The sequence below is a fragment of the Hominimerdicola alba genome, assembly GCF_900109655.1.
GTDB classification, from domain to species: Bacteria; Bacillota; Clostridia; order Oscillospirales; family Ruminococcaceae; genus Hominimerdicola; species Hominimerdicola alba_B.
On the sequence record NZ_FOAT01000032.1, the window covers coordinates 1 to 13,286 of the forward strand.

General features: G+C 45.5%; 9 protein-coding genes and 2 pseudogenes. 6 read left to right on the forward strand and 5 right to left on the reverse strand.

Annotated features, from left to right (window positions below; genetic code table 11):
• Nucleotides 1-935: transposase (locus BMY75_RS16990; RefSeq protein ID WP_074836357.1), on the forward strand; the 935-nt coding region annotated here is incomplete at its 5' end.
• A gap of 144 nt (nt 936-1,079) precedes the next feature.
• Here the strand turns inward: BMY75_RS16990 and BMY75_RS16995 are convergent.
• The 5 genes and pseudogenes from BMY75_RS16995 to BMY75_RS17015 all read right to left on the reverse strand — a co-directional run.
• A complete protein-coding gene (locus BMY75_RS16995) occupies nt 1,080-3,755 on the reverse strand; it encodes a discoidin domain-containing protein (RefSeq protein WP_074836359.1) in 2,676 nt (891 codons plus the stop codon).
• Between the two features lie 118 nt (nt 3,756-3,873).
• Nucleotides 3,874-4,149: pseudogene (locus tag BMY75_RS17000) on the reverse strand (BspA family leucine-rich repeat surface protein); the annotation flags it as partial.
• A gap of 62 nt (nt 4,150-4,211) precedes the next feature.
• Entirely contained in the window at nt 4,212-7,322 is a 3,111-nt protein-coding gene (locus BMY75_RS17005) for a glycoside hydrolase family 98 domain-containing protein (protein ID WP_074836361.1), read from the reverse strand.
• 164 nt (nt 7,323-7,486) lie between these two features.
• Nucleotides 7,487-9,661, reverse strand: a complete 2,175-nt coding sequence (locus BMY75_RS17010) for a substrate-binding domain-containing protein (protein WP_081350609.1) — start codon at nt 9,659-9,661, stop codon at nt 7,487-7,489.
• 243 nt (nt 9,662-9,904) lie between these two features.
• A pseudogene (locus tag BMY75_RS17015) lies at nt 9,905-11,092 on the reverse strand (transposase); the annotation flags it as partial.
• A 349-nt stretch (nt 11,093-11,441) separates the two neighbouring features.
• On the opposite strand from BMY75_RS17015, the gene BMY75_RS17020 reads away from it, so the two are divergent.
• The 5 genes from BMY75_RS17020 to BMY75_RS17035 form a co-directional block, all read left to right on the forward strand.
• Entirely contained in the window at nt 11,442-11,717 is a 276-nt protein-coding gene (locus BMY75_RS17020) for a hypothetical protein (protein WP_170844343.1), read from the forward strand.
• 54 nt (nt 11,718-11,771) lie between these two features.
• The gene (locus BMY75_RS18570) at nt 11,772-12,338 is read left to right on the forward strand and encodes a hypothetical protein (RefSeq protein ID WP_074836365.1); all 567 of its coding nucleotides are present in this window, start codon (nt 11,772-11,774) and stop codon (nt 12,336-12,338) included.
• Entirely contained in the window at nt 12,314-12,745 is a 432-nt protein-coding gene (locus BMY75_RS18760; protein ID WP_347500276.1) for a DUF1281 family ferredoxin-like fold protein, read from the forward strand. The genes BMY75_RS18570 and BMY75_RS18760 overlap by 25 nt, the downstream gene beginning before the upstream one ends.
• The gene (locus BMY75_RS18165) at nt 12,742-12,879 is read left to right on the forward strand and encodes a hypothetical protein (RefSeq protein WP_170844344.1); all 138 of its coding nucleotides are present in this window, start codon (nt 12,742-12,744) and stop codon (nt 12,877-12,879) included. Before BMY75_RS18760 ends, BMY75_RS18165 begins: the two co-directional genes overlap by 4 nt.
• A gap of 144 nt (nt 12,880-13,023) precedes the next feature.
• Nucleotides 13,024-13,286, forward strand: a 263-nt coding sequence (locus BMY75_RS17035; RefSeq protein WP_170844345.1) for a transposase, incomplete at its 3' end; no start/stop codon positions are given.

Consider the following 13,286-nt stretch of genomic DNA (forward strand, 5'->3'; position numbering starts at 1 on the left):
CACAAAGAATCAGATATGCTCATTCGAAACGGAAAGAAGGGCTTACTGTACAGGAAATAGCCTATCTTCTTCACGCCGGAGTCAGAACAGTTGAAAATTATCTTTCGATTCCGGAAGATCAAATCCCAAAGGACAAGGATACTGTCCGTGAAAGGCAGTACAATGAAACAATTAAACGAAAAGAGAACGAAATAAAGCATGTCCGACAATTATTTGATGAAGGGATGACCGTCATAGAAATAGCATGTGCCACACATCATTCGTCCAAAACCATAAGGAATTATCTGAATCCAGACTTCTCGCCTCACAACGGCCATTATGACTTAAAACGGCGTGGAAAATTGACACCATATGAACAGGATATCATATCTATGCGCAGCAACGGTCAAACTTATACTGAGATATACGAGTTCATCAAATCAAAAGGATATATCGCTTCTGTTGCAGCGATACGAATGTTTATGCAAAAAGAACGGGCTCACGCTAAAAGGTTAGGTCTGCATGGCGGAAAGGACTATATTCATAGGATCACGCTTTCTCAACTCGTATATCGCAATCTGGAAGATGTAAAGCTGATCACTCAGGATCAATATGAAGCGCTTCTTAAACAGTATCCGGAACTTGCTGCTTTATATGGCATCTTAAGAGATTTCCATCGTATTGTCTTCTCTAAAAAAGCAGAAGATCTTGAACACTGGATAGAACAGGCTTCCCATTTGGATGCCGTCCCTGAATTAAAGTCATTTGTTGACGGTTTGAAACATGATATATTTGCAATAAAAAATGCAATTATGTTCGATTACAACAATGGCCTTGCCGAGGGCAGCGTGACAAAAATCAAACTCATTAAGCGAATAATGTACGGTCGAAACAGCTTTGCTCTGCTTAAAGCTAAAGTCCTGATGCATGAGCTTTTATACGCAAACAGCAACTAACATTGGAAAGAGCCGGTTATACGCTTACCCTAATTATCATTTTGATTATGTCAGGATAAGATGTAAAGCACCCACGTAGATACTCACATTTAGTATCCACGTGGGTGTTACGTCTTCAATAAGATCAAATATCAATGCCGCCTGTTATCTTATGGTGACGGTACCTGAATGTTTGATAGCGTTTGCAGTATCCCATTTGCCATTAACCCTTGCAGCGATTGCAACTTTGTAAGTCCTGCCCGGAGTGAGGTTCTTTGGGGTGGTATATACTGTATCCGTGATGTTCTGCGCCTGAACTCTCCACTTGCCAGCAAGATATACAGCAATTCCATATCTGTCGGCGCCTTCGACTTTATCCCATGTGAATCTTACCTGGTGATATTTCTCGCTGTATTCAACTTTTATAGTGTTGCTGATTACCGCATTCGGCAGTACAGCGCCATAGAACGCAAGCTCCGCAATATTGCAGCAGTACACATCATCGGTATTCACGCCGTTATTCGGCTTTCCCTCCGGAACAGCGTAGCGGATATACCTTGCTTTCACCGGTGCATCGAGCATAACGGTCTGTGTGTCCGATGTGGGCATCCTGCCGATCGTGTGTACCGTCTGCCAGCTTGTGCCATCCTCGGAAACGCTGAAATAGCCGTCCACCATTCGTGCTTCGTAGCCCTTACGGGGAGTGTAGGCGATCGCATTCAGCTCACATATTTCCCCAAGATCAGCCTGTACCCAGCCTGCGCCCACACCGTCAAAGTAGGTTGCAGTATCGCCATCAAACGCCTTTTCATAATTAAAGCGTCCCTGCTGCTTCCACGAATCTGTACCGCTTGTTGCTTCGGGCGCAAATTTTGTAAAGCTCGTCTCCGGATTCAGCGTGCCATAGAGCTTGATTTCCGCTACATTACAGCAATAAACATCATTTGTGTTGTAGCTGTTGCGCGGCTTGCCCTCTGGTACTGCATAGCGGATATAACGTGCCGTGATCGGCTTTTCAAGTTTCACTTTGTGCATGGCAAATGTGGGATTCTCACTAATTGTGTGTATACTCTGCCAGTCTGTGCCGTCCATCGACACCTCGAAATAGCCATCCACCATACGGTATTCATAGTTCTGACGAGGGCAGTAAGCAAGTGCGCTCAGATCGTAGACCGCACCCAGATCTGCCTGTACCCAGCCGACTCTCGTGCCGTCGAAGTATGTTGCGTTGTCGCCGTCAAAAGCCTTGTGGAAATCGGTATCTGCATTTTGCTTCCACGAGTCAGAGCCGCTTAGCTTGTCAGCCTGCACCTTGATCTCATTGCCGCCTATACTGCCATTTCCCTCAATGACAAACGTTGTGATGGAATTGCCGGGCAAGGTTGCATTCAGCGTTTTGCCGTTTAGATTGATAGTGCCCACATTCTTCCAGTTCTCATTCTTGCTCGTGCGGATCGCATTTGCCGTGCTGCCAACCTCAGCAAAGTCTGAAAGATCGAAAGTTATGTCAGCACTGCTGCCGCTTGTATTGTAGGAAACAGCCACGATCTGTCCCGTCTCAGGATCATAAGCGGCAACAGTATTGCCGGAGGAGTTCAGCATAATCATACCGGGGCGAATATAGCGCGAGTACTGTCCGAAAGCGTAGTATTTCTTCGTCAGAACGATCTTATTTTCATCATGGTTGGCAACTGCCACGCCCCAGTAGCCCTTCTGCGTGTCCACCATACCGGTATCCTTTCGGCCGTTGTAGCCGTTCTTTGAAATGTGGCTGTCGATCACCTGCCACATGATCCACGCCGATGCGTTCATGTCGTTGACATCGGTCGTGATACGCTGTGCCAGCCAGAGTGCCGCACTCATTTCGCCTGCATTCGTCCCGGCCGTGCCGCTGCTGTCCACCTCGCTCATCCAGAGATTTTTTCCGTTGGACAGGGCAATATTTTTTAGCTCGGCACGTTTGCTGCCGCCGTAGGTGTGGGTGTCGATACGACCGATCGCTTTTTTGGCATCATTAGAGAGATTGTTAAAAGAGCTAATCTGCGTGTCAATGGAGGTCTCATCCGTACCGCAAAGAATAACATCGCCCATTCCCTTGTCACGCATCGCCTTTTGCAGCTCCACGATCATGGTTGACTGCGAGCTTCCCTGATCGAAGTGACAGCCCTCCTGCTTGTAGCTGTTGGCCTTCCAGAAGTTGGTATACGGCTCATTCATAGCTTCCGCGCTCTGGATCTTCACGCCCCAGTCGTGCTGATAGTGATAGCAAACCTCCGCGAAATACCGCGCAAAATCATCGTATTGGTCGTCCTTCAGATTGTTGCTTTTGGCATCTGCCGATCCTGACGAACAGCCGCTCTTCGTCATATAATAGGGCGGCGAATTGGAGAACATTTCCACAATCATATCATCTCCGGCAGCCTGAATAGACCGCATAAGCACATTGCGCTGATTGGCATCAGCACTCCAATCATAGGTAATTTTTCCGTTGCTATACTTAGTATATCCCGGCATATTGGAATCGGTTCGTGTGATATGATTGTGGCTTGGATCATCACCGCCGCCGATATTAAAGCGAGCAATATTAAGACGTAGGCCTTCATCACCGTAGAACACATCCGCCGCCTGCTGTGCCAGCGAGTCAGAATAGCCGAGGCGATTGGCCCACCAGCAAAGAGATGTACCCCAGCCCTCAAATTCGCCATTGTTTATGGTAAAAGTATTATCCGGTGACAGCTTGACTGTTTGTGCCGCATGAGAGGTGAGAACACAGTGTGGTGCTGACATAAGGAGCATTCCACCGGTACAAAACAGAGCGGTCAAGCGTTTGAAAATTTTCATATGATCCTCCTCCTTTAAGAATAAAGAGCTTGTTCTTGTTGAGACAAATTTGAAGGAGCTGTTGCTTAGTTGAAACAGTCCCGTTTTGCATTTATCAAATCGAATCAATTTTGAACTGTCACCTTATAGTAACAGTACCCGAATGTCTGATAGCGTTTGTTGTATCCCATCTGCCGTTCACTCTTGCGGCGATAGCCACTTTGTAGGTCTTGCCCGGGGTGAGATTTTTAGGGGAAGTGTAAACAGTTCCGGTGATATTCTGTGCCTGAACTCTCCACTTGCCTGCAAGATAAACAGCTATACCATACCTGTCAGCACCTTCGACCTTATCCCATGTGAATCTTACCTGATGGTATTCCTTGCTGTATTCAACCCTAATATTTGTGGGAAAAGTAAGTGCGTGTGCCATGGGATAGCGATAAACAATGTTCTTACGTCACACGAATTATACGCTTATTACCTTACAGTAACAGTAACAGCATTCTTGATGGGGTCTGTGGTGTTCCACTTACCGTTCACTCTTGCCGCAACGGCTACCTTGTATGTCATGCCGGGAGTAAGGTTCTTTGGCGTTACGTAGCTGTTATTTGTGATATTGGAGGTCTGGACTCTCCATTTGCCTGCCAGGTAAACTGCGATACCGTACTTATCAGCACCCTGTACCTTGTCCCATACGAACTGTATCTGATGATACTGAGAGTTGGTTATAGCTCTGACATTCTTGGGATATGTATCGGAAGACTGTGACTGCTTGGGAAGAACGAATGCTATGTAGTTCGCAGAAAGTCCCTGGGCACCATTCGTACCGAGTGTTACAGTGCTGTTTGCAGAGAAGTCCTTGCGGAAAACTGTGAGGACTACATCATTAGAGGTCGTCATGGTGTCGGAAGTCTTAGTCCAGCTATTCAGCCAGTTAAGGCCCTGATTTACACGGTCATCAACTGCAACGAAAACAGTTGAATCCTGATCAACAGCAAATGTTGCTTCGTCGTTTGCAAACATCTTGGAATCGCAGGCTGTTCTGATAGTCTCGGTATTTCTCAGGTAGGAAGGAATGCTGTTTACGGTGATATCTCTGTCGCCGTAGAATGGTGAGCCCACTGTGGTATCATAAACGATCGACCAGTCGTCTGCATTTTCATAGTCAGCAACTTTCAGGTCTCTTATGATCCTGCCCTGGATCGGATCGGGCTCGTTTATGATGATAGTTCCGCTTCCGTCACCAAAATCGCCGTCTACTGTAAAGTTATCGATGTACAGCGAAGAGGGAAGAGCCGAATTTGACTTGAACTCGATCTTGTTATCTCCTGCCTTGAGGTTGATCGTCTTTTCATATGTCTTCCAGTTGGAGTAGCCGTAGGTGTTTGAAAGGTGCATAGTCTCCTGCCTGGTGCCGTTGACGTAAAGGTCTACCTGATCGATGTCCGACTGAGAGGAATATCTCAGCTTCAGAGTAAACGCACCTGCCTTATCGGTATGTACGGTATCCTTGACAGCGGCATTGTAGTTTTTTCCGTATTTAAGGAAGCCCTGACCCTGAATACCTGTAACACCGCTGTTGCAGGCGTTGGTAACATTGCCCTCAACGTTCTTGACATCGAGGAATTCACCCTCATACTGACGGGTGCCTGTGTAGAATGCGGGCTTGGTTATGGGCTGTACAGATGCCTTGTTGTAATTGGTCTTTCTGCCTGTGTTATTGCCTGTGCAGTTGATACGTATATCAACAGAACCGTTGTGCTTCACAACAAGGGTATATGTTCCGTTTGAATAGCTCTCGGTTATCTGGGAGCTTGTCTGGTTACGGCCTGTATCTTTAGCGGTGTATGTTGGTCTGGAGTTGCAGCCGTTGACCTTGAAGGTATCGGTAACAAGAGTAGTCTGTGCCTTGTTATCGAAGTTGTTTGCATAAACGTCAATGTGATCGCTGTACTCGTTGATTATCGCATTTCCGTAAGCGTTGAAGTTAGCATCAAAAGTAGAGCAGGTGTTGTATTGCAGATCAATAAGCACGCCCTGATTGCGGTTGAGCTTATCGTTGTTGTAAGTCACCCATGTGTTGTTATAGTGACCCGCATAGCAGGTGCCAGCGTATTCTGAAGGGAATTCTCTGTTGAATTCGTTCTGCTTGGCAGATATACTGCTCCAGCGGGAACCGAGCTGCGATTGTTTCAGCTGATACTTGAATGACTTAGCAGTGCTGTCTCTGAGACCGTAGGTGGTGGGTATAGTGGGGTAACGTCCCGTTGATTTATAGAGGTTCTTGTTATCCCAGAGATTGCCGTCGTTCGGCATACGGTAAAGACCCTCGAACAGCGTCTGATATGTGCTGTACTTTGTGTTGTCACCGCCCGAGCTTACGTCCTGTATGATGATATACTTTGTGCGGTCGATGACTTCCTGACGGGTGGGTATGCGGTAAGTACCGTCTACCATCTTTTCAAAGAAATTCAGAGTGGAATTTACATACTGATCTTTAGTGAACCAGTTACGGCAGGAATAACCTTCACTGTCCTTTACACCGCCCCAAGTTTCACCGAAATCATCGTTCCATACAAGCTCGGGACCATCAATAACGGTAGCACCGTTCATTATCATTCTCTCAGCGTGTATAGGCAGACCTGTTATCTGGCGGTACTGATTTTTTGTGGAAAGAGATGAGCCGTCGGAACCGAGGTCTGTCCAGCCTGTATCATCGTAGCGCACGCCGAAGCAGCCGCAGTAGCCCGAAAGGTACAGACCGAGTATCTGGGATTCAACGTCCTCGATCATACTCTCCTGTGTATACTTTTCTTCAAGCATCAGGTTCTGACCATACTTCTCGCAGGCATCACGCCACAGGCTGTTGGTCTTGAGCATTGCTATGGGATTCAGTCCCGCAGACCAGCGGTTTGCGCAGAAGTTGATGTTCAGATAACCGCCGTACTTGTTGCAGAGCTTCAGCAGGTGAGCAAAATGCTGATAACGCTGCTGGAATGTGCAGGGGTGATCCTGCGATGCAAAGCCCCAGAACTGCTCGGAATAGTTGAAGCCGATAAAGCTGGGATAATCACGGAAGAACTCGGCATATATAGTGTTCTCATAATCCTCGTCAGCGTGCTGTACATATCTGCCCTTGTTGGGTGAGTTTACGATATTGTAATTGCTGTCATAGTCAGGGAAATGACACTGACCGCCCGATGCAGGTTGTACCATGCACCATACACCCATATCCGAGCAGGTCTTCAGCCACGATTTTGCGCACTCGTAGCCATCCTGTACCATCAGCCACTTGTGTTCGGTATTACTCCAGTTTATCGAGAGGGAGATATTGAACACGCAGTAGGGTCTGATGCTCTCGGGGATAGTAGCGATTATCTTTGCGGGGTCGGCATAATTCCATGTGTCGATGTGAACTATGAGCATAGGGTGCTCGGGGTCACATGGACGACGCATTGTTGCTGCTGCCTGTGCCGTTATGCTCACAGGTCTGACTGCCATCGGCAACATACTGCCCACAGGTGATACCATCGTGCCGGCAAGCATTGCGCCTGACAGCAAAAAGGCACACAGTTTCTTGAATTTCATACTATTTCCTCCTTTGTGAAACGTTCTGACCGTACATCTTTACACCACAGGATGAACGATCTAAAATTGTTAAACGTTTTACTTTTGTAATTTCATTATAACTAATGCCGATAGCTATTTCAATGAAAAAAATACATATTTTATGGAGAAAACGTTCCTTGGCCTTATAGTTTGCGGTACTTGTTGGGGGTATATCCCGTGAACTGTCTGAAAAGCCGCAGACAGTAGCCGTAGTCATCGTATCCGCAGTGCTCTGTGATCGCGGAAAGATCTAAGTCTGTGGATATCAGCAGCCATATCATTTTCATCATGCGCTGACGAATTATATCCTGATGATAGGCTATGCCGAAGGTTTCTTTATATATTTTGCGGAAATGTCCTGCCGAGATAAGGTACTGCCTGCAAAGAGTTTCGGCTGAAAGCGGTTCTTCGTTTGTGCTGTACAGTCTGCTTCGTGCATTGATAAGCTGACGGTAATGGGGACGGCTATGCATCTCCTCAACAATTCTGACCTGAGTCATCAGTTCTTTCTCTGCTGTTTCCAGCAGTTCGGTAGAGCAGGTATACTCTGTGCAAACAGATGCGATGCAGAACGAATCCATGCCGAAAAGTCCAATATACTTTTCGTTGTTGAGCATAAGAGAAGTTATGCGCTCATGCAAAAGTTCAACAGTTGTTTCTTTGTTATTCAGTCCTGCAACAGCATAGATGTTTTCCTCAAGTCTTGCAAGTACAAACTGAGATGTCAGGCTCTGCAAAGCAGCTGAAATCTCCTGATGAACAGCTAACTCTGACTTCTTGTTTTTCAGCGACAGACTGTCACGGTCGATGGCAGTCTGCAGCAAAAGGCAGAACACAGGCTGATGCATCTTGTCTTTGTCTATGAGTATATGAAGTTCGTGAGAAAAGCCTTTCCGATTCGGGAGACCTGTAAGTGTATCCTGATATTCCGAGAGGTTGCAGCAGTCCATAAGATACCGTATATCATTTTTCATGCGAAGTATCTCAAGGGCGTTAGATACTGTTTTCATCCAGCTTCGGAAAATATGGTCATAAGTCGCGGGGATATCATACCGTGTGACAATAAACCCCAGCGGTCGGTCACTGAAAAACAGCGGAGAACAGTAGTAAACCGCAGGAGTGTCGCAGTTCTCGGTAAGTGCTGAGATGTTCAGCCGATTAAACGTTCTGCTCTGACCGTTGTCTGAGGCGTTGTAGATAGTATAACAGTTAATTGAGCTGTCATCGCTGACTCCATGATTCCAGTTGCGGTAAAGGCAGAGTTCGGCTCCGCCGATATTCGGCAGGAGATATTCCGAGCCGACGAACTTTCCGCAGAAATCCCTGATGGAATGTGCTTCGGTCAGCCTTTGTTCCAGCTGATTATACAGGTGGAGAAATTCATAGAAAGCTTTTGTCCTTGCGGCGCTGAGTTCGGTATCAAAGTCTGAAAGTTTTATACCGCAGGTACAGCTGTTTCCACAGATGACTCTTCCTCTTGGCGGAACAAAATCACCGAATTCCCCTGTCCCAATCTTTTTAAGGAGCATTTCCGTAACTATTCTTCCGAGAGCTTCACGGTTGCGCTGGAACGTTGTAAGTATCGGCGTGTGCATATGACGTTCACGCACAAATTCATATCCCACAATTGTGAGGTTTTCGGGTACAGAGATACCATGCGCCGAAAAAACATCGAGTATACCGTAAGCCATGTGATCGTTTGCACATATCACAGCCTGCGGCATTTTACGTTCTCCCGAAATATAGGCTTTTGCAAGTTTCTCGCCCGATGGCATCCAGAAATCACCGAACATTACACGGCTCTCATCAAATGGTATGCCGTGTTTTTCCAGTGTACGGCGATATCCGTCTATGCGCAGGTGGGATACCAAATAATTCTGAAAACCTGTGAGCAGATCAATTTCAGTAAAACCGTGTACTGTCACAAGATGCTCCGTAAGGTCGGTTATATCGTCTGCATCTGCGGTGTTCAGAGATATGCAGTGCTCCAGCTCAAAGCCTTCAAAGTAAGAGCCGACAGCTATCTGCGGAACATCGCCCCTGTTATTCATCAGCTGAGATATCTGTTTGCGGTGGGTAGGATTTATGAAGGCTTCCGTCACAAGAATAAGACCGCACAGGTCGGGAGATTCTGTCAGACGATAGATGTCATTCTCAGCTGCAAGCTGTTCATCATCATACTCGGGATCATATATATTCGATATCACCACAACGTCTGTATTATGCTGCCAAGCCACAGGGATTATACCGCGGAGAAGTTCCCGCTGTTCGGTGTCAGCCGTTCTTGTCAGGATAACACCTATGATCTGCCTTTTCATAGTTTTCCACCTGCCATTCTGTCAGTGTATAGTTATTTGTTATAATTATAGCACGATAGCTACAATGGTTCAAGTGTAAAAGCATAACAGTGAACTTAATTTTGTACCAAATGCAGTTCAATACTTTATAACCTTTGTTACTCTTTACAAAAAAATAAAATATATTCATATATTTTACAATTAGCTTGCCATTTTGAATTTATCATGATATAATTAGTCTCTCCTCATTAAGACATAATTTCAAGAGCACCGCCGCAGGCCATATGACAGCTCGAAATTCAGCAAAAACTGAATAAGGCGCAAAAGCATCGCCGCAAGACGGTCGATGTTCATTGCAATGATGCTGAGAACGATCGATGCTTTTGTTGTATCTTCTCTTTTTGTAAGCAGCAGACCCAGACCGAATTTGCGTTTCGCGAGACTAAACTTCCGCTCCACTTCAATTCGGTCGGTATTATCCTGATAGGCGATTTTCTTCTCAGCCTTGCTGTCTGCATCCTTCTTCGGCCTTCCGAGTTTCTTTCCGGAAAGCCGAATGCCGAGACTGCTGCAAAATGCAATGTTATCCCGATTGCGATAAATCTGATCTGCGAGTACACGCTCCGGATAATGTCCTGTGCGCTTCTTATAATTCTCGATCGCAGTTTTCAAAACGGCACTCTCGTTGTAGGCTTCGAAGGATAGCTTTTCAATTCTGCACATTCCGGTTTCATCCACAGACAGATCCAGCTTGGCACCGAACTCAACCGGAGATTTTGCTTTTCCTCTGACGATCGGTCGGATATATGGCTGGCTGATGCTGACGATTCTATTTTCAATGCGATGTGTATTGCTGACAAACATATATTGCTGCTGCGAATAGACTGTCTCCAGAATATCGAGTAAATATGCGTCAGATTCTGAAAGCACAACACCATTGTTTTTCAGAAGATTCGAAATATATCCAAGATCGCAGCGGTTTCCGTGTGATTCCGGATATCCTGCTGCTAATTCGTCTCCTGCTCTCCGCCGCCGTTACCGTGATCATCATCGTCATCCTGATCGACCTGATCGTCTTTCGGTGTATTGTATTCGATGATCATTTCATTGATCTCGTTCAGCACCTCTTCAGACAGACGCTTGCGAAATTCAACAAGCAGAGACGGCACAAACGTAATCTTGTCTTCATATCCGGGCAGACCGATGAAATACTGATAATACGGGTTTTCTCTGATCTGTTCGACCAGTTTCTCATCAGGATAGTGATATTGCTTCTGAATCAGCAGCGAACCGAGTGCCATGCGCAGGGGCTTTGCAGGCATACCGGTATGGCTCGGGAACAGCCTAGCATATTCAGCTTCAATTGTTTCCCAAGGGATCATTTCTGCTTTCTTTACCCAGCGGTTATCCGGGTTCATTTGCAGTCCCAGCGGCTGATTGAAATCGGTAAATGAAATCTGCTTTTCTCTCTTGAACTTATACATGGCATCCTCCAAAGTGCAAGTTTTTTTCTCGTTTTCCGGCTTTTTCCTTGCACTTCTATTATACCATGTTTTATCGCTTTTGTCGATACTACGAGGGTTTTATTTGAATTGAGGAGAGACTATCTTAATATCAGCAATTATCCCCGTGATTTTTGCATTGCGGATAACGCAGAGATGGCAAATATGCCGATGATATCAATATAGGCATTCGGGAGAATGATCTTACTGAAGAACGTGAGCGAGGATTGATGCACTGGTATCATCCAGAAAGTATTGATGATGAGCTGGACAACAAAGTTTTTTCGGCGCATTGCTCCGTGGAGGTAATAGGCGGTGAACTTACAGGAGTTATAACGATAAAGGTGATCGGAGACCTTTCAGAGGATGCAATGGCAAGGTTCATAAAATACTGTTCCGGACAGCTGAGTGATGGCTGGGGTGAGAGTTTAGAGCAGAAATATCTCAAGACCGATGCAGGCGAAATAAATATCAGCTTCTGGAACAGCGGTGATGACTGGCAGCTTTTGCCCAAAAAAGACTATCTTGACAGCTTTACACGATCGGAAGAAATTGGAATGGGAGGTCAGTCGTGAAAGAAGGAATCGATATAACACAGATTTTTATGATAAGTGGAGGAGTATAAAGAAATGAACAATGATCTGAAACAATTCATGGAGAAAACATTTCCGACAGGTACCAAAATCAAGATAGACCGTGCGGCAAATGATGATATAGTAGGAAAGAAATATATTGTAGATAGAATTGACGATAATGGTTTGTACTGTTCAACAGAAAGCGGTAATGTGGTGCTAATAGATCCTGATGAATCGACGTTTTACAAGCTTGATCAGCCGCCAATAGTAGCATACGGCTGCGATGATGAGCCTGCGGAACTGACAGACGTTAGGAAGATATCAGAGTTCATCATCAACAACGGATTGTACGGCGATATCACTATGTACAAAAAGGACACGGGAGAATTTGTGCTGAGTACAATAGGTATCTTCATTTACCAAATTGCTGATATGGATTTCCGAAACGAGCAGCTGACGATACTAGTTCCGCTTCAGCAGCAGTTTCCATTTGGTATGCCGGATACTGTTACTATGAAGGCGAAGTCTATTCATGCAATAAAGATAGTCTTCGCTTTCTTTCTGCCTGGTCTGCACCACACCCTGTTATCCAAAAGCTGTCCGAAATGTTTCCATGCGTGAAGATCGAACATGAGTGGGCTGATGAGGACATAGGTGCTAACTGCGGGCGTCGTACCTATTATAACGGCGAGAGGATAGAGGAATACTATCCGGATTACGGAAAAGAAAGCATAGAGTTCGCCGCAAAAGTTATGGAAATACAGCTTGAGGAACACAGTCAGGAAAGGCCAAAACCAAGATGTCCGCTTATTGGTGCTGACGGAAATGTTTTCAATCTTATAGGGATAGCAGCAAGAACACTCAGAAGAAATGGTATGAGGGATGAAGCAAAGGAAATGTCTGAACGTGTTACAAACTCGGGAAGCTATAATGAAGCGCTGAGTATTATCGGAGAGTATGTGGATATATGCTCGGATGATGAAATGGAAGAAGAGACAATAGATATCGAAGGAGGAATGACAGAATGACAATACTGTTTGCAGGTATGATCATCGGCTGTATGATCGGCATGCTTATTGGCGGTTTTTCAGCTGCATGGTATTATGCGAACAAGGAAATAAAAAGGCTAAAAAAGGCGTTCAGGACTAAGGATGATGTATAAAATAGTAAAAGCTGCTCAAAAAAGCAGCTTTTACAGTTGGTGTTCAAGTATCCATTTCAGAAGATCATCGAGTCTATCCTAAAATTTGTGTAAACCTCTGAAGTAGTGTATAATAGAAGAGACACTACTTTGGAGGTTTTAATTATGAGCAGAAGACGAAGAAATGAAACAGAAGAGCAGCGAGCAAGAAGAGAGCTAATAAGTGATTTTCTTTCGGCAGCGAATATTCAGAGCATGGACGATATTCAGGAACTTTTCAAGGAGGCACTTGCCGGATTTATGGAAGGTAGCCTTGAATCAGAGCTTGATTCCGAGCTTGGATACGAGCCGTATGACGTTAAGAACAAGGCTACCGACAACAGTCGTAACGGTCACAGCAAGAAAACTCTTCGTACCAGTATGGGTAA